Origin of the sequence: Mediterraneibacter catenae, from assembly GCF_008691045.1 — a bacterium.
In the GTDB taxonomy this organism is placed as follows: domain Bacteria; phylum Bacillota; class Clostridia; order Lachnospirales; family Lachnospiraceae; genus Mediterraneibacter; species Mediterraneibacter ornithocaccae.
This window is the reverse complement of sequence record NZ_VMSO01000033.1, coordinates 1-18,251: the sequence shown is the minus strand read 5'-3', so window position 1 is coordinate 18,251 and position 18,251 is coordinate 1. Positions and strand designations below refer to the sequence as shown.

Annotated in this window: 17 protein-coding genes; 12 read left to right on the top strand and 5 right to left on the bottom strand. The window is 47.8% G+C overall.

The genetic code is table 11. The features are described 5' to 3' along the window. Positions 1 to 64 precede the first annotated feature (64 nt). The gene (locus FNY66_RS14485; RefSeq protein WP_150311600.1) at positions 65 to 652 is read right to left on the bottom strand and encodes a 50S ribosomal protein L25; all 588 of its coding nucleotides are present in this window, start codon (positions 650 to 652) and stop codon (positions 65 to 67) included. Between the two features lie 190 nt (positions 653 to 842). On the opposite strand from FNY66_RS14485, the gene yfcE reads away from it, so the two are divergent. The 8 genes from yfcE to FNY66_RS14450 all read left to right on the top strand — a co-directional run bounded on the left by yfcE (position 843) and on the right by FNY66_RS14450 (position 10,188). After that, positions 843 to 1,520, top strand: a complete 678-nt coding sequence (gene yfcE / locus FNY66_RS14480; RefSeq protein WP_150311599.1) for a phosphodiesterase — start codon at positions 843 to 845, stop codon at positions 1,518 to 1,520. After that, positions 1,496 to 2,467: an NYN domain-containing protein gene (locus tag FNY66_RS14475; protein WP_087152383.1), complete on the top strand. Its 972-nt coding sequence runs from the start codon at positions 1,496 to 1,498 to the stop codon at positions 2,465 to 2,467. The genes yfcE and FNY66_RS14475 overlap by 25 nt, the downstream gene beginning before the upstream one ends. Positions 2,468 to 2,674: 207 nt before the next feature. Continuing rightward, positions 2,675 to 3,580, top strand: coding sequence for a quinolinate synthase NadA (gene nadA, locus FNY66_RS14470; protein WP_150311598.1), 906 nt, complete (start codon positions 2,675 to 2,677; stop codon positions 3,578 to 3,580). Positions 3,581 to 3,619: 39 nt separating this feature from the next. Continuing rightward, entirely contained in the window at positions 3,620 to 4,861 is a 1,242-nt protein-coding gene (locus FNY66_RS15865; protein ID WP_408631290.1) for an L-aspartate oxidase, read from the top strand. Between the two features lie 66 nt (positions 4,862 to 4,927). After that, complete coding sequence (gene nadC, locus FNY66_RS15860; RefSeq protein WP_229409544.1) at positions 4,928 to 5,779, top strand: carboxylating nicotinate-nucleotide diphosphorylase; 852 nt, start codon at positions 4,928 to 4,930, stop codon at positions 5,777 to 5,779. Positions 5,780 to 5,894: 115 nt separating this feature from the next. Continuing rightward, positions 5,895 to 6,428, top strand: a complete 534-nt coding sequence (locus FNY66_RS14460) for a transcription repressor NadR (RefSeq protein ID WP_150311597.1) — start codon at positions 5,895 to 5,897, stop codon at positions 6,426 to 6,428. A 16-nt stretch (positions 6,429 to 6,444) separates the two neighbouring features. Beyond that, positions 6,445 to 7,701 carry a class I SAM-dependent methyltransferase gene (locus FNY66_RS14455; RefSeq protein ID WP_150311596.1) on the top strand — a complete coding sequence of 419 codons (1,257 nt, stop codon included), beginning with the start codon at positions 6,445 to 6,447 and terminating at the stop codon, positions 7,699 to 7,701. A 6-nt stretch (positions 7,702 to 7,707) separates the two neighbouring features. Continuing rightward, on the top strand, positions 7,708 to 10,188 hold the full coding sequence (locus FNY66_RS14450; RefSeq protein WP_150311595.1) for a C39 family peptidase: 2,481 nt from the start codon (positions 7,708 to 7,710) through the stop codon (positions 10,186 to 10,188). A 154-nt stretch (positions 10,189 to 10,342) separates the two neighbouring features. On the opposite strand, the gene FNY66_RS14445 is transcribed toward FNY66_RS14450, so the two are convergent. The 3 genes from FNY66_RS14445 to FNY66_RS14435 form a co-directional block, all read right to left on the bottom strand. Beyond that, a complete protein-coding gene (locus FNY66_RS14445) occupies positions 10,343 to 10,843 on the bottom strand; it encodes a QueT transporter family protein (protein WP_150311594.1) in 501 nt (166 codons plus the stop codon). 337 nt (positions 10,844 to 11,180) lie between these two features. Then, the gene (locus tag FNY66_RS14440; RefSeq protein ID WP_087152389.1) at positions 11,181 to 11,726 is read right to left on the bottom strand and encodes a Uma2 family endonuclease; all 546 of its coding nucleotides are present in this window, start codon (positions 11,724 to 11,726) and stop codon (positions 11,181 to 11,183) included. A 275-nt stretch (positions 11,727 to 12,001) separates the two neighbouring features. Further along, positions 12,002 to 12,697, bottom strand: a complete 696-nt coding sequence (locus FNY66_RS14435; RefSeq protein ID WP_150311593.1) for a 3'-5' exonuclease — start codon at positions 12,695 to 12,697, stop codon at positions 12,002 to 12,004. Between the two features lie 236 nt (positions 12,698 to 12,933). Between FNY66_RS14435 and FNY66_RS14430 the strand changes: the two genes are divergently transcribed. Next, entirely contained in the window at positions 12,934 to 14,421 is a 1,488-nt protein-coding gene (locus FNY66_RS14430) for a carbon starvation CstA family protein (RefSeq protein ID WP_087152391.1), read from the top strand. 103 nt (positions 14,422 to 14,524) lie between these two features. Here FNY66_RS14430 and FNY66_RS14425 read toward each other — a convergent pair whose 3' ends face one another. Then, positions 14,525 to 14,956: a DUF2383 domain-containing protein gene (locus FNY66_RS14425; RefSeq protein WP_150311592.1), complete on the bottom strand. Its 432-nt coding sequence runs from the start codon at positions 14,954 to 14,956 to the stop codon at positions 14,525 to 14,527. A gap of 244 nt (positions 14,957 to 15,200) precedes the next feature. On the opposite strand from FNY66_RS14425, the gene coaBC reads away from it, so the two are divergent. From coaBC to FNY66_RS14410, 3 genes are all read left to right on the top strand, one after another. Beyond that, positions 15,201 to 16,430 carry a bifunctional phosphopantothenoylcysteine decarboxylase/phosphopantothenate--cysteine ligase CoaBC gene (gene coaBC / locus FNY66_RS14420; RefSeq protein ID WP_150311591.1) on the top strand — a complete coding sequence of 410 codons (1,230 nt, stop codon included), beginning with the start codon at positions 15,201 to 15,203 and terminating at the stop codon, positions 16,428 to 16,430. 92 nt (positions 16,431 to 16,522) lie between these two features. Then, positions 16,523 to 17,206: an ECF transporter S component gene (locus FNY66_RS14415; protein ID WP_229409543.1), complete on the top strand. Its 684-nt coding sequence runs from the start codon at positions 16,523 to 16,525 to the stop codon at positions 17,204 to 17,206. A gap of 3 nt (positions 17,207 to 17,209) precedes the next feature. After that, on the top strand, positions 17,210 to 17,977 hold the full coding sequence (locus FNY66_RS14410) for a type III pantothenate kinase (RefSeq protein WP_150311590.1): 768 nt from the start codon (positions 17,210 to 17,212) through the stop codon (positions 17,975 to 17,977). Positions 17,978 to 18,251 lie beyond the last annotated feature (274 nt).

Here is an 18,251-nt window from a genome sequence, read left to right as displayed (position 1 = left end):
GTGTGCGATAACAATACATACCTCCCGGCGGACTCTTTCTCAGTCTGATAAATCTGAATTCATCTTATTCTTCTGTGGAAGCTGCTTCCTCTTCTGTATCAGCCGCTGCTGCCCGTACTTCTGTAACAGTGACTACTGTTGCTTCCGGATCGGTCGTCAGGTCAACATCGTTATCTTTAGCAATCTCGAGATCTTTTACACGGATTGTATCGCCGACTTTCAGGTCACCGATATCCAGCTCGATTTTTTCTACCAGAGCAGACGGTAATGCTTTAAAGTCTACTTCATGGAGCATCTGCTGCGGTACTCCGGCGGCGAGTTTATCTGCGTTGATCAGATGGATCTCTGCGGATGAGTGGACTTTCTCAGTACTTACGAGTGCCTGGAAATCAATCTCGTCAACTCCGCCTTTGATCGGGTTGAAGTCAACTTCTTTGATCAGGGCATCGTAAGCTTCGCCTTCTACTTCAAGACGGATCCTGCCGCCTTTGCCCTCGGTCTTGAGAAGCTTCTCTACGTCCCCTTTTACCATCTTGAGCGGAATGGATTCTTCCATCTCACGGCCGAAGATACAGCCCGTAACAAATCCTTCACGTCTAAGTTTTTTGGCTTTGATTGTCATGTCCCTTTTTTCAGCTTTTAAAGTATTCATTTATCTTTTCCTCCAATCACTGAATCACGCTTAGCAGCCTTCAACTTTGTTCTAACAAGTAGGTGTTGTTAAGTGTATTTCTTTGTTACACTTATACTATAGCACCGTTGTCAAGGGGTGATTTACAAGAGAAAATCTCTGTGTTAAGATAAGGAACAGAAAAGGCAGAGAAAGGCAGGACAGAGAGAGTATGAAACTTATGATCGCGTCAGACATACACGGATCGGCCCGGTACTGCGGGCAGATGCTGGAGGCATACAGAAGAGAAGAGGCAGACAGGCTTCTGATACTGGGAGATATCCTGTATCACGGACCGAGAAATGATCTGCCGGAAGGATATGCTCCGAAAGAAGTTATTGCTATGCTCAATCCGATGAGAGAACATCTGCTGTGTGTGCGCGGGAACTGTGATACCGAGGTGGACCAGATGGTTCTGAAGTTCCCGATCATGGCGGACTACTGTTTCCTTGAACTGCCGGCGAATACACTGTCCGGTGAAATCCCGGCGGGAAAAAGCGCCGCGGCGGCCGGGAGTATGGAGAAGAAGGAACATGATGCTGCGGGGCAGGCGGATGGAAGTGCGGGAACAGTCAGCATATTTGCCACTCACGGACACGTATATCATCCGAAGCATCTCCCCCCGCTTAAGGACGGAGATATCCTGCTGACAGGACACACACATGTGCCTGCATGCGACGAGATCATGGATATGGACGGAAACAGATTCTGGTATCTGAATCCGGGCTCGGTATCTATCCCGAAAGAAGGATCTGTCCACAGTTATATGATATATGAGAACGGAAAATTTGAATGGAAAAATATGCAGGGGGAGGACTACATGACATGGAAGACCGATTCGCGCTCTTGATCGATGCGGACAATGTATCTGCAAAATATATTCAGCCTATACTGGACGAGCTGTCAAAATATGGAAACGTCACATACAAGAGGATATACGGAGACTGGACGAGGACGAACAATGCAAGCTGGAAAGAGGAACTCCTCCAGAATTCGATCACGCCGATCCAGCAGTTCAGTTATACTCACGGCAAGAACGCTACAGATTCGGCCATGATCATAGATGCGATGGACATGCTCTATACGAGCGAACTGGAGGGCTTTTGTCTTGTGTCCAGCGACAGCGATTTTACAAGGCTTGCCAGCCGATTAAGAGAGAGCGGGAAGACTGTGATCGGGATGGGAGAGGACAAGACGCCCTCGCCGTTCCGCAAAGCATGTGATATATTTACAGAGCTGGAACTGCTTTTGGAGGACAGCACAATGGAGAAAGATGAACGGGAGGAAAAAGGCGCCGTTCACCATGTCCACGGAAAGGAACAGAAGAAACGGACCGCGGTATCTAAAGAACAGATCGAGGAGGCTGTGGTCAAGATCATCACGGAGAATCAAAATGACGACCGGGAGACTGGTCTGGGCGAGGTGGGAAGCCGTCTGGTGAAGCTTTACCCGGATTTTGATGTGCGCCGGTACGGATACAGTCTGCTGTCGAAATTCCTTGAGACTCTGCCTAAGCTGAAGCTGATCCAGGAAGGAACGAAAGTATCTGTGACCCTGTACGAAGATAAGAGCCGTAAGGAAATGCTGGAGGAATATATTTTGCAGCAGATTAAAAGCGGCGGCAGGTACGGGATCGCACTCAGTTCTCTCGGCAACCGGATCCGGATGAAATTCGGTGATTTTAAGGTGAGAGATTATGGGTTCTCACAGTTTAAACAGTATATACAGAGCTTTCCGGAGGTGGAGATCGTAGATGACGGTGAGCGGTCGAGAGCTGTCTTGAAAAAAGAAGTATGATAGTGTGGGTGTACACTGACGTTAAAAATGATGAAATACAGAGGGCTGCCCTGCAGGTTCGAATATGAGCCGGCAAGGCAGCTCTCTGTATGTATTGACGAAAGAAAACCGCGTTTCTGTAAAATATTTGTAAATTCATGTGTCTTGTCACCTGTAATATCAAGTGCTATAATTTGCACAATGAGCGAAAATTAAAGAGGTGTACATATGACAGTCAGAGAAGAGATCGAACAGTTAAAAAGAGAAAAAAATGCGGTAATACTGGCGCACTATTATGTCAGACCGGAAGTGCAGGAGCTGGCGGATTACATAGGCGACTCCTTCTACCTGAGCAAAGTGGCGGCAGGGCTCAAGGAGCAGACGATAGTTTTCTGCGGGGTTTCATTTATGGGAGAGAGCGCAAAAGTGCTGAATCCCGGGAAGACGGTGCTTATGCCGGATGCACGGGCAGACTGTGCCATGGCGCATATGGCTGATGCAGAGCGGATCAGGCGGGTGAGGGAGATGTACGATGACGTGGCGGTCGTCTGCTATATCAATTCTACGGCAGAGTTGAAAAGACTGTCAGATGTCTGCGTGACATCGGCAAATGCGGTGCAGATCGTAAAGGCGCTGCCGAACAGGAATATATTCTTTATACCGGATAAAAATCTGGCACATTTTGTGGCGGAGCAGGTCCCGGAGAAGCATTTTATCTTTAATGACGGATACTGCCCGGTTCATGAACAGATACAGACTGAGCAGATCAGAGCTGCAAAGGCGGCGCATCCGGATGCCGAAGTGCTCTCCCACCCTGAATGCAGCAGAGCTGTATTGGAGCTTTCGGATTACGTGGGCAGCACATCCGGGATCATCCGTTATGCAGGAGAGAGTGAGGCAGCGGAATTTATCATATGTACGGAGAATGGAGTACGGGCGGAGCTTGAAAAGAGATATCCGGGAAAGAAATTTTACTTTACTGAAGCCGAGCCGGTGTGCGAGGATATGAAACTGGTCACACCGGACAAGATCCTCCGGGTGCTGCGGACCGGAGAAAATGAAGTCGTAATGGATGAAAAGCTCCGGGAAGAGTCACGGCAGCCGCTCGAAGAGATGCTCAGGCTGGCAAAATAAAGAATTTACGGCACATCAGAGAAAGAAGTGAGAGAAGAAATGGACAGAGACGGAATGAAGATGGAAGAGACGGAATATGCGAGAGATATACGGGCAGATGTTGTCATTGTCGGCACAGGAGCGGCAGGACTGTTTGCGGCGCTCAGCCTGCCAAAGGATAGGCGGGTCGTGGTGATCACCAAATCCGATGCAGAGAGCAGCGATTCATTTCTTGCCCAGGGAGGGATCTGCGTACTCCGTGATGACGCGGATTACGACAGCTATTTTGAGGATACGATGCGGGCCGGGCATTATGAGAATCGGAAAGAATCGGTAGATATAATGATCCGAAGCTCACGGGATATCATAAAAGAGCTGATCGGATACGGCGTGGAGTTCGCAAGAAAGGAAACGGCCGGTGAAGATGCAGAAGATTTCCTGCAAAATTATGAGTTTACAAGAGAAGGAGCCCACTCCAGACCGCGTATCCTGTTCCATGAAGATGTAACCGGAAAGGAGATCACTGGCAGACTGCTGGTACAGGTGCGTCTGCTTGAAAATGTGACGATCATGGAGTATACTGCTATGACAGATATCATAGTAGAGGATGAGAAGTGTGCGGGGGTCATTGCGGAAGACGCCGCAGGGGATAGGCTTATGATCCGGGCGCCATACACGATCCTTGCAAGCGGTGGTATCGGCGGGCTCTACGAACATTCGACCAATTATCCGCACCTGACGGGAGATGCCCTGCGCATCGCTGAGAAGCACGGGATACGGCTGGAGCATCTGGATTATGTACAGATTCATCCTACGACACTCTATTCCAGAAAACCGGGACGGAGATTCCTCATCTCGGAATCCGTAAGGGGAGAGGGGGCAATCCTGCTCGACAAGAATGGAAACCGTTTTACAGACGAACTTCAGCCCCGCGACGTAGTGACGCAGGCGATACGCGAGCAGATGAAAAAGGACGGGACAGATCATGTCTGGCTGTCTATGGAACGGATTGACAGAGATACGATCCTCCATCATTTCCCCAATATATATGAGCATTGTCTGGAAGAAGGATATGATGTCACGAAAGAGTGGATACCGGTAGTGCCGGCCCAGCACTATTTTATGGGAGGCATCTGGGTGGACAGCGACAGCCAGACTTCCATGGAACGACTGTTTGCAGCAGGCGAGACGAGCTGCAACGGAGTTCACGGGGCAAATCGTCTGGCCAGCAATTCGCTGCTGGAGAGTATGGTGTTTGCCAAGAGAGCTGCGGGCAAGATTGCGGCAGAGTGGGATGCATAGCAGGATACAGGGCGAGATATAAAGTGAGATCACAGAAGTGACAGCAGGAGAAAGTGAGGTACGGCAATGAACGAGATTACAATGACGCTTCAGGCGGATCATCTGATCCAGGAAGCACTTAAAGAAGATATATCAAGTGAAGATGTGAGCACAAACGCAGTGATGAAAGAAGCAGTTACCGGAGAGGTGGATCTGATATGCAAGCAGGACGGCATTATTGCGGGCTTAGAGGTGTTCCGCAGAGTGTTTGAACTGTTGGATGCAGGCGCGACGGCTGAGTTTTACTGTAAGGACGGTGACGAGGTGAAATCGGGGCAGCTGATGGGAAAAGTAAGAGGAGACATCAGAGCCCTTCTGTCCGGTGAGCGTACAGCGCTTAATTACCTTCAAAGGATGAGCGGAATCGCAACTTATACTCATTCTGTGGCGGAACTTTTAAAGGGGAGCAAAACAAAGCTTCTGGATACGCGCAAGACTACGCCGAATATGAGGATCTTTGAAAAATATGCGGTCAGGGTCGGCGGCGGATATAATCACAGATATAATCTTTCTGACGGGGTGCTGCTGAAGGATAACCACATTGGAGCAGCCGGCAGCGTGGCACGGGCTGTGAAGATGGCGAAGGAATATGCGCCGTTCGTGCGTAAGATTGAAGTAGAGGTGGAGAACCTGGACATGGTCCGAGAGGCGCTCGAAGCGGGGGCAGATATTATCATGCTCGACAATATGTCTCCCGACGAAATGCGGGAGGCAGTCCGCATCATCGACGGACGGGCACAGACGGAGTGTTCCGGCAATGTGACAAAAGAGAACATTGCAAGACTGACTGAACTCGGTGTAGACTATATATCAAGCGGAGCACTGACACATTCTGCATCTATACTTGACATTTCAATGAAAAACCTGCATTCTGTATGAGTAGGGTTACAGGCTGGGACTTGTGATCAACGAAGAACAGAAACTCATGGCGGGCGCGCATACACAGAGAAAATCTGTTCTGCGCGCCTGTTTTGCGCGGAGAGGAGGAAATCGGATGACAGGTTCAGACAGAAGGAACGCGATCACGGAGAAGATCAGAAACAGCGCGGTTCCCGTATCCGGAAGATCGCTTGCCGCCGAGTTTGACGTGAGCAGACAAGTGATCGTGCAGGACATTGCACTGATCCGTGCGGCGGGTTATGACATTATATCTACAAACAGAGGATATATTATAAATGAGCCATGTTCGGTAAGACGTATCTTTAAGGTCAGACATACAGACGCACAGCTTGAGGAAGAGCTGAATTCCATTGTTGATCTGGGAGGAAAAGTCTGTGATGTAATAGTACATCACAGGGTGTACGGACGGCTGGAGGCAGAGCTCAACATTACTTCCAGACGCAGAGTAGCGGAATTTATCGCAGATATCGAAAACGGAAAGTCAAGCCCCCTCAAAAATATTACTTCGGATTATCATTACCACACAGTTGAAGCTGACAGCGAAGAAACGCTGGATATGATCGAGAACATGCTCAGAGAGAAGAAGTTTCTCATAGAGAGCGAAAACCGGCAGCAGCCGGAACAATAGATTGTAAGGAGAAAAGATGGAAGAGATTTCAAGACTGTTTGATACGGTTTTAAATATAGATTTTATCCGTGCGGTCATCAGTAATCCACGGGAAAAAGACGGAATAATAAAAGTAAAAGTCCGCCCGCTCAGGAAAAAGGACAAACTGGTTTTTCAGTTTGAGTCATTTACGGCAAAGCAGGCTTTTCACAAGAATCTGGAAAAGGAAGAGGCAAGAGAGCAGTTCCTGGAATATGCAGGGCAGTTCCGGCAGATGCAGATCGAGACGACAGGGGAGGAATATACGGTCCTTATCAGCAAAAAAGGAAAAGCTACTGTTAAGAAAAAGACGAGAAAAGAAAAAGCCGGGGCAGCGGATCTTTCCCATAACCGGAGGAAACATTATATATTGGAAGAAGGAATTCCGGTACCGTTCCTCAAAGATCTGGGTGTAATGACAGAGGACGGGAAGATTGTGAGGACAAAGACGGATAAATTCCGGCAGATCAACCGGTTCCTGGAGTTTATAGAGGATATCCTGCCGCAGCTCGACCGGGACAGGGAGCTCACGATCCTTGATTTCGGATGCGGGAAATCCTATCTTACATTTGCCATGTATTATTATCTTCATGAGCTGAAAGGATATGACATCCGCATTGTCGGTCTGGATCTCAAGGAGGATGTGATCCGGCACTGTGGAAATCTGGCGGAAAAATACGGGTATGACAAGCTGTCGTTCCTCGTGGGGGATATCGCGGATTATGAGGGCGTGGATCAGGTGGATATGGTCGTCACACTTCATGCCTGTGACACGGCAACCGACTATGCGCTTGCCAAGGCAGTGGGATGGAATGCAAAGGTGATCCTCTCGGTGCCGTGCTGCCAGCATGAGCTCAATGCACAGCTTTCTCCGGCGGGAGGAACAGCGGGCACTGCGGGGAAGAGGGAAAGCACCCGGGGATGCCCGGCGGCCGAAATACTTGCGCCGGTTATGGATTACGGTCTTTTAAGGGAGCGATTTGCCGCGCTTGTGACCGATGGCCTGAGGGCAAAATACCTGGAAAGTATGGGATATGAGACTCAGGTACTCGAATTTATCGATATGGAGCACACGCCGAAAAATATCCTGCTCCGTGCGGTAAAGAAATATGAGGCCGGGGGAAGGCGTGCGGATGCCGGGAAAAAATCGGACAGAAGAAAAGCCGGCAAGGCGGCTGAAGATATCATAAAATGTGAACAGTTTCTGCAGGCAGAGCTTACTTTGGGACGCCTGCTTAATAATAAGGGAGAATAAATAAGGATGAAGAAAAGACTCATCAAAGTGGGAGTGCTGGCTGCTGTGTTTATTGCAGCGCTTGTAATCAGCAGTATGGTCATAAACAGTGGAACAGATGACGAGATTGTAGATATGGGGTCACCTACCCTTCCAAGAGTATCGTTTACAGTGGGAAATACAGAGGTGAATCCTCTTTTCGGTTATGTGCAGGATATGGATGTCACAGCCATGCGTGATACGATCACGCCTCTTGGCGCAGGCGGTTCCCTGACGGTGAATATAGAGGAAAACGGCAATGAGATATCTGATATTTCTTATGAAGTGTATTCACTGGACGGAGAAGATAAATATACGGAGGGAAATGCAGATGTTCCCGACGAGAACGGACAGGTATCGCTTCGGCTTGGAAATATCCTGTCGGATGAAGTACGAGAAGCCGTGCTCAAATTGGTCCTGACAGCCGGTGACGAAACGGTCAGTTATTATACAAGGATTGCAGATCCGACCGATCTGACGACACAGAAATGCCTTGAGTATGCAATGGATTTTCATGACAAGGCCATAAACCAGAACGGGACTGAGGATCTCCAAAGCCATCTGGAGCCGAATGAGGAGAGCGATAATACGACATACCAGACAGTTAATATTCACTCTGATGTTACACATGTGCAGTGGGGGGAACTCTCGCCGGAGATCGTCGGGGATGTGGAGTGGAGCATTAAAGAGAGCAATACAGTATACACATCTATTCTGGCCAAATATCAGGTCTCCTGTCAGGACGAAAACGGAGAGACGGCACTGTATAATGTGAAAGAATTCTTCCGTGTGCGCTTCCTGGTGGATACGATCTATCTGCTGGATTACAACAGGGATATGGAACAGATCTTCGAGGGAAGGACGCAGGATTTTGATGAGAACGGCATCCTCTTCGGAATTACATCGTTAGATGACGTACAGTATGAGGCGAACAGTGACGAGACGATCGTTGCATTTGTACAGGGAAGAAACCTCTGGCTCTATAACGGAGAAGAGGATGAACTGACTGAAGTATTCAGCTTCTCCGATCAGGAAGGCAGGGATATGCGGAGCAAAAACGATCAGCATGCGGTGCGGATCATCAGTATGGATGACAACGGCAATCTTGCGTTCGCTGTCTATGGATATATGAACCGCGGCTATCATGAAGGAGAAGTAGGAGTCGGGATTTATTATTTCAGTACGGATACTAACGCGATCGAGGAGAAGGCATTTATTCCGAGCACAAAATCCTATGCCATTGCAGCGGATGAACTCGGCAAAATGGTTTATTATAACCACGAGCAGTCCATGCTGCATGTGCTTGCTGACGGAACGCTTTATCAGATCGATCTGGACAGTGACGATCAGACTGTCCTTGCAGAGAATCTGTCAGAAGATCAGTACGCCGTTTCTGATGACGGACAGCAGATGGCATATCAGACTGCCGGCAGCCAGTCGGATGAAGAGGATAATTCGGAAGAAGGCACAGATGCAGCACAGACGGGAATCTGTGTGATGAACTTAAAGAGCGGAGATACGTACACGATAGACGCCGCTGACGGCGAAACTTTGCGGCCTCTCGGGTTCATTAACGGGGACTTTGTATTCGGAAAATCACGTCCGTCAGATACAGGTGTGACGGCAGCAGGCGAAGAAATCAGCCCCATGTATGAGATCGAGATACGTAATTCGAAGAATGAGACAGAGGCGCAGTATTCCTTCGAAGACCAGAACATATATACAACAGATATTCTGATCGATGGAAATCTCCTGACGCTTAACCGGGTCGTGAAAGAAGGCGATACCTATAATTCGACCTCTCAGGAATATATTACCAATAATCAGGAGCGTGCAGAGACATCTATTTCACTGGAGACATATACGACAGATCTGAAAGAGACCCAGGTGAGGATGACATTTGCAGATGGAATCGGCAGTACAGAGCCAAAGCTGATAAAACCGGGACAGATTGCCTCCCGCGAGCCGCTTACAGTCACTTTGGGCGGAGGAGACAGCGGTGAGAAGTTCTATGTGTACGGCATGGGCGAACTTGTTGAGATTTATGACCGGGCGGGCTATGCGATCCAGAAGGCCAATGAAGTGTCAGGCGTGGTCATCTCTTCCAACCAGCAGTATGTATGGGAGAGAGGCAACCGTGATCTTGTATACTCCACAGACGCATCCGCATTCGGTAGAGAAGGAAATGAGACTTCTCTGGAGGCATGTGAACGTTATATGGAGAGATACGAGGCACATCAGATAAATCTGACGGGCTGCACACTGGATCAGGTGCTCTATGTGATCAATCGAGGCTGTCCGGTGATCGCACTGATTGATACAGATCATGCAGTACTTCTGACGGGATATACTACAACGGATATTACCTACATTGATCCGAATGACGGCGAGTCACATACGGTGTCGATGAGCACAATGGAAAAGCAGACGGAAGACAGTGGAAATGTATTTATCGGGTATATCAGCTGATTCAAAATGCTGCGGCGGAAGTAACAGAAACATGATATAAAAAAGAGGTTCCGATGCGGGGATGATGTTTTAAAGAATCATCCGCGATCAGGAACCTTTATTTTTGTTACAAGTTATTATACAGCCGGTAATTGCCATAACGGCTCTGCGTTTTCTACGCAGTCGTTCTGAAAATCAGCCCTCTGTATCTGTTCAGTGCAGCATACAGGATCAGTCCAAGCACTCCGCAGGAAATCACTTCGCCGATCCCTACTGTCAGCATCATGAACGGAATCGGGAGCGGCACCATGTAGCCGTATTTCAGTACAAACGGTACTACGATCATATTTGCAATGATCGGCGGGAGCGGTGCGAGATATTTGCTCTTGTTTCTAAGCATCCAGGTAAAGACTGCTCCGATCAGTGTGGCGAGACTTCCCAAAATGATATCAGGAATAATGCATCCGCCGAGGATGTTGCTGATAAGACAACCTAAAAATACACCTGGAACTGCTGCGGGGGTAAATACCGGAAGGATGGTCAGTGCCTCGGAAATACGGACCTGAACCTCTCCATAACTGAACGACGCGCCGAGCAGAGTCAGCACGACATAGATTGCGGCGATCATAGCCGCCTGTGCCATGAAAAGCACTTTGTTCTGAACAAACATTTTCATTTTTCAATTCTCCTTTAGTTTTGTTTTACGTGTGGAAGGTCTCGAACACACGGTGCATTTTCCGCGAAGCAATGAGCCGGGCGGACACGTTTATGTGTACATCCGGCGGATGCCGCGAGAGTCGGAAATGAAGTTTCCGACGTACGCCGGGAATCGGCGGCAAGCCCGATAGACCTTGGTTTTTGTGGGCTTTGCAACGTGGGATAGTATAACACGGCAGTAGCAGGAAATCAAGAAAAGTACCAAAAAAGTACCAAATGGGAAAATTCAACCTCTGTCTCAAAAATAAAAAGCCACCCCACCAGTGAAGTGATGATGCGGAGCGGCAGTCTTTTACTTAGATATCTATTGAACTGAAATCAATCTCCAGATCATCATAGATCCCGGCTTTGGCAGCCTCGGAGAAAGTATATTCCGCGGTATCGTCGGACTCAAACGAATAAACCATGATCCTGTTTTTCTCTGGATCAACAATCCAGTATTCACGAACTCCGGCAGTACGGTATTTGAACAACTTGGTATAGTAGTCTGTTCGCCTGCTTCCCGGAGAGACAATCTCGATGATCCAGTCCGGCGCACCTGTGCAGCCTTTGTCTGTGAGCTTGTCGGGATTGCATATAACGCTTATATCCGGCTCGACATAGTTTTTATCATCTGCGGTGAGAAATACGGCAAATGGGGCGATATCGACCTCACAGGAGCCGCCTTTCCTTTCGATGTAGTCGGCAATCTTGCGGCTGAGCGATAGAAGTATCTGTTGATGTCTACGTGTAGGAGGTGCCATCATATACATCTGGCCGTCAATCAGTTCTGCCCGCTGTCCGTCCGGCAGGGCATAGATATCATCGATGGTATACTCTTTGTTCTGCTGCAGTAATGGCATAGTAACACATCCTTTCATGGTGAGAGTGTTGACAGTTGTAGGAGAACTATTCTTGGGCTTCTTCAAAGAAAATTTACATTATATTTTTCTTTTTGAACGTCCAGAGGGATAGGCTTAAGGCGTTTTCGTGATTATAGCATATATTGCCATACATGTACATGTTTGTGTATTCTGTCCATAGAAAGTCTTTGCTACGTTTTATGAAATCCGGTAATTTGTAAATATCGTCAGTGGTATACTGCTTTTTGGGAGTGGATACAGTAACAGATCCTTCGTTATCCTTTCAGCAGCTCGTCGATCAGTCTGGACGCCTCGCTGCGGCTGATCGTATCAGGATTCCAGTCGATTTGGGCGTGTCTTTTCCGGATGAGGTTCTCCAGAAATGCGATCTGCTTCGGTGTGGCAGGCTGCGGTTTCTTGACTTTATATGTAAGCTGCACCGGTTTGAATATCTTCGGCTCTTTTTCTTCAAAATAGTGAGCCAGGGTCTGATACAGTTTGGCTGTGGCCAAAGCGTCGTGGTATGCGCGGTGGGCCGATTTGTTTTCGATGTGATAATAGTCGCACAGGCTCCCGAGACTTTTGGAAGAAAGCTCTTTATGTACTTTCTGGGCAATCTTCAACGTATCAATTCCCATCTTTTCAAAAGGAAGGTTGTCTAAAGCTGCGCTGCATTTCATAAAGCTGTAGTCAAAAGATACGTTGTGTCCGATCAGTACGTCCTCCTCACAAAAATCAAGAAAGTCGGAGACGACCTGGCAGCGGGGGCGGGCGTCTGATACCATCTCATTTGTAATACCGGTCAGAGATGTAATAGCAGGAGAGATGGATACCGTCGGTCTTATGAATTCCATAAAGCGTTCAGCAACTTTTCCATCTCGTACTTTCAGCGCGCCTATCTCTATAATTTCATTTTCAAGAGGGTTTAAACCTGTTGTCTCGACATCAAAAGCTATATATGATTTTAACATAATGTCAATCTCCTTTTCTTTCGCTATTATACTTGAAAGTAATGGAAAAAGACAATGTTATTTTTGCGTTGGCTCATGCGAAGAGTTGATCTTTTTTAATCTCATTAATTCTAATAAAAAAATGAAAAATATTAAATAATTATAAAATACATCATTTACAATCGATTACTGCATTGCTATACTGAATTAGTGCGTTAAAGTATAACGAATAGAAAAGTAAAAGGAGGATGTTTTAAATGATCACATTTATTATTGGTCTTGTGATCCTTTTCGTGGGAGCCGCTCTCTACGGAAAGTTCTGCGAGAAAGTATTTGGTCCCGATGACAGAAAGACTCCGGCTTATACGAAAGAAGACGGCGTCGACTATGTACCTATGAGGGGCTGGAAAAACAGCCTGATCAACCTGCTTAACATCGCCGGTACAGGTCCGATCCTTGGACCGATCCAGGGTATCCTGTTCGGACCGATCGCGTTTATTACGATTCCGATCGGAAACATTATCGGCGGCGCTATGCACGATTATTTCTCCGGTATGATCTGCCTGCGTGACGGCGGGACACAGATGCCGGATATGATCCGAAAGTACAGTAACAGAGGCGTTTATACCTTCTATCAGATCTTCTGCAGCCTGCTTCTGCTCCTTGTAGGTGCAGTATTTATCTATACACCGGGGGATATTGCGGCAACTCAGGTGTTCGGATTCGACGGAGCAGTGGATTCTGTATCCACATGGGTGATTTATGGCGTGATCTTTGTATATTACCTGATTGCGACGGTATTCCCGATCGACAAGATCATCGGACGTATTTACCCGATCTTCGGTGCGATTCTTCTGTTCTCTGCAGTGGGAGTATTTATTGGTATTTTTGTACTCGGATTCCCGCTTACTGAAATCTGGGATAACTGGAATGCAGGCAGCGTACTGTACGGCGACTATTTCAGCGCCAACCACTTTATCCCGATTTTCTTTATCACGGTTGCGTGCGGAATCCTGTCCGGATTCCATTCCACACAGACGGCGATTATTTCCCGTACGATGAAGAGCGAAAAACAGGGACGTATGACATTCTATAATATGATGGTAGTAGAAGGCTTTATTGCTATGGTATGGGCTGCCGGAGCTATGGGCGTTTACAATCTGGGGCTTCAGGAGGCGAATGCATCTCTGGCAACAGCTACGATCGGTGTTGTATGTAAACATATCCTTGGACCGGTCGGAGGAATTATTGCTCTTCTTGGAGTTATCGTTCTTCCGATCACATCAGGAGATACAGCTCTGCGAGCACTTCGTCTGGCAGTTGCAGACGGGCTTCATATTGATCAGAAGTCCACGAAGAAGAGACTTGGCCTTGCGGCGGTTATCTTCGTACTTGTTGCAGTGATCCTTGTATTTGCAAAAAGCAACGCAGACGGATTTAATATTCTGTGGAGATATTTTGCATGGTCCAATCAGAGTCTGTCCCTGTTCGCATTCCTTGCGATCACGGTATGGATGTTCGAAACAGGCAGGACAAAATTTGTATGGATGCCGCTTATCCCGGGCGCATGGTATACGTTTGTCACGGTTACATACATTGCGAATGCCCAGATTGGTTTCCATATTCCGTGGCTCGGCGCATACATCATCGGTGTTGCTGCGGCAGCGGCTTACGTGGCGGTGCTGATCTGGTACGGTAAGAAACGTTCTGCTATCAAAGCAAAACGGGCCGGAAAAGTGGCATAGGATCCGGAAAAGCGTTTCTGTTATGGCATAATCAGCAGGCAGATGTTTCTATCAAAACAGTGGAGAGAAACATCTGCCTTTTGTCTTATATCCGTATTATGTCCTACAGATAATCTTTCAGTTCTTTCAGAAGAGCTTCCTCAATCCGGATGATCTTCTGTGCCAGAGCCCCTGCTTTCTTATCTGCCTTATCATATTGATTTGCTTTCTTTCCTAATGTCTTGATCCCCATGGTACAACCGTCTATGAGAAGCTTGGCGACCTGACTGTTGTCACTGTTAAATGTAAGCTTTATCTCCGTTGTGAAGCGCGACAGAGCGCTCGCCATAAATCCGGCAGACTGCTCTTCATTGCCGGACTCTTTGAGAAGAGAAGAGGCCTCCTTTTCGAGACTTCGATGTTTTTCGGTATAATCACTGATTAATTTCTTAAGATCTGTATCCTTTACATATTCTTTAATTTGTTCGAAACTCTCGACAGCCATTCTGCATCCAGAGCAGCATTCCTCAAGAAGTTTTATAGTCTGCTCGTCCATACCTGCACCCTCCTGAAATAATATACGATTTATAGTTATATTTTGTATTTTTTTCAATAATATTCATGAAATAAAGGCAAATTCCGGTATGATAAATTGATTTTTCGCAATGCGTGCAATATAATGAATCCGGACCGGAGCAATCCCGATACAGATGCGGGATGTTCACATTTGTTTCCCTTGCCGGCGGATGTGAAGGGCGAGGGAGTATGAGCGGTTCTAAAATACAGAAAGGGGAAAAGCCATGTTAAAAGGAAAGACAGTCCTTCTGGGAGTCTCGGGCAGCATAGCGGCATACAAGACCGCATACCTTGCCAGTGCTCTTAAGAAACTGGATGCGGACGTCCATGTACTGATGACGCGGAATGCAACGAATTTTATCAATCCGATCACATTTGAGACGCTTACAGGAAACAAGTGTCTGGTCGATACGTTTGACCGGAATTTTGAATTCAATGTGGAGCATGTATCTCTGGCAAAAAAGGCGGATGTAGTGATGATCGCGCCTGCCAGTGCAAACGTGATCGGAAAACTTGCGCACGGTATCGCCGATGATATGCTCACCACCACTGTGATGGCGTGCAAATGCAGGAAAATCGTTGCCCCGGCAATGAATACGAATATGTTCGAAAATCCGATCGTGCAGGATAACATTAAGACGCTCATCAGGTACGGATGTGAGGTTATCACTCCTGCATCGGGATATCTGGCATGCGGAGATACGGGAACAGGCAAGATGCCGGAGCCGAAAGTGCTGCTTGAGTATATTCTGCAGGAAATCGAATGCAGGAAGGACATGCGGGACATCAGGATCCTTGTAACAGCAGGGCCGACACAGGAAGCAATCGATCCGGTACGCTACATCACGAACCATTCCACAGGAAAGATGGGATATGCTCTTGCGAAGATGGCGGCAAGGCGCGGAGCGGAAGTGACGCTTGTGAGCGGCCAGACTGCGCTGGAACAGCTTCAGTTTGTTGAAACTGTGCCGGTCAGGTCAGCCGCGGATATGTACGAGGCGGTGACGAGCCGTGCGGCAGAGCAGGATATCATCATCAAGGCAGCGGCAGTAGCGGATTACCGGCCTAAATATGTGAGCGGGCAGAAGATGAAGAAACAAGATGGTGAGCTTGTGATCGAACTGGAGCGAACGGACGATATTCTGGCACATCTCGGAGAGAACAGACGGGAGGGACAGTTCTTGTGCGGATTCGCAATGGAGACGGAAAAGCTGCTGGAAAATTCCAGGAAAAAACTGGAGAAAAAACATCTCGACATGATCGTCGCAAACAGTCTGAGAGTGGAAGGCGCCGGATTCGGCGGCGACACGAATGTCGTCACGATCATAACAAAGGACGGGGAAATCTCACTCGGGAAAATGTCGAAAGAGGAGACAGCCATGCAGATCCTTGACCGGATCGTGAAGATCAGAGCGGCCGGCGAAGACCGTATGTCTGAAGAAACAGAAATGTAATCAGAAAACGTAACAACAATATATACAGAATGAAATTCTGTGCCAAAAGTATTGTATCCCCGCAGGGGAATGATAACAAGGAGGCAGTAATTATGAATAATTCAACAACACAGAAACCCGCAGGAAGCAGATACAGCACGATGAGCATGGTCCAGGTGGCGATATTCGGTGCGATCATATGCATCATGGCCTTTACCCCCTTTCTGGGCTATATCCCACTTGGATTTACAAGGGCAACGATCATCCATATCCCTGTCATTATCGCTTCACTGCTGATGGGACCGAAGAAAGGCGGCGTGCTGGGCTTTGTATTCGGTCTGACAAGTTTTATCAACAACACGATCAATCCGACGGCTACATCTTTCGTTTTCACCCCATTTTACAGTGTCGGTGAGATCAGCGGCGGCATCTGGAGCGTGATCATCTGCTTTGTCCCGCGTATCCTGGTGGGCGTAGTTCCATATTTCGTATATAAACTGGTACTCAGGTTTGTGAGCGAAGATACCAGGAAGAAAGGTGTATCCAGTGTCGGGCTTGTCCTTGCAGGCGTATCAGGGGCACTGGTGAACACACTGCTCGTTATGAATTTGATATTCATATTTTATGGAGACGCATATATAGAGGCCAGTGGAAAGGCGGCAGCACTGGGCTATACCTTTATCGTGTCTGTCATCGGGATTAACGGAGTGCCTGAAGCAATCATCGCAGGAATTCTGACGCTCTGCATCGGTAAAGTGCTGTTGAAAAAGAATGTAAGAGAAAGGCTCGGATTTTAAAAGATGATCTTAGCAATTGATATCGGAAATACGAATATTGTGATCGGCTGTATCGAGGAACAAAACTGCCTTTTTGTTGAGCGGCTCTCCACAGTCAGGACAAAGACAGAACTGGAGTATGCTATCGATATTAAAAATGTGCTCGATATCTATCATATAAAACGGGCGGATATAGAGGGCGGCATTATTTCTTCGGTTGTTCCGCAGATTACGACAGTGGCAAAACTTGCTGTCGAGAAGATTTTAAAGAAAGAAGTGCTCGTGGTGGGGGCTGGAATCAAGACAGGACTTAATATCCGGATTGATAATCCTGCCCAGCTCGGAAGCGACCTTGTGGTAGATTCGGTAGCGGCGATCGCAGAGTATCCTGCACCGCTGCTCATCTTTGATCTGGGAACAGCGAATACAGTCTGTGTCATTGATAAGGATAAGCATTATATCGGAGGAATGATCTATCCGGGAATCGGTGTCTCACTGGACTCGCTGACGGCACATGCCTCACAGCTCGGCGGCATCAGCCTTGAGCCTCCGGAACATATCATTGGGAAAAATACAGTCGAGTGCATGAAGAGCGGCACCATCTACAGCGCTGCGGCGGCTATCGACGGCATCATAGACAGGATGAACGAAGAACTGGACGGCAGGGCAACAGTGATCGCCACAGGCGGTCTGGCAAAGAAAATCGTACCATACTGCCGGAGGAAGATCACATTGGATGATAACCTGCTGCTCAAAGGACTGGCGGTAATCTACCGCAAGAACCGGAAGTGAAATTCCGGATTTATCTGACTGAGAAAGAGTCCGCTGGGAGGTATGTATTGTTAGCGCACACGTTTTCACTCGGTCGCGGCGTAACGGTACATAAGAGCGCAAAAGACGCGCTCTAAGTGCCGACGCCGCTCCAACGGTGCGTACACAATACATATCTCCCGGCTGCTTTCTTTCCCATCCCGAAAATCGAATTTCAAACAGAAGGAACAAAGCCGGATCTTTCTTAACTAAGATTTCATAAATCCTGGCTGATATAGTATTAGTTAAGCTGTGC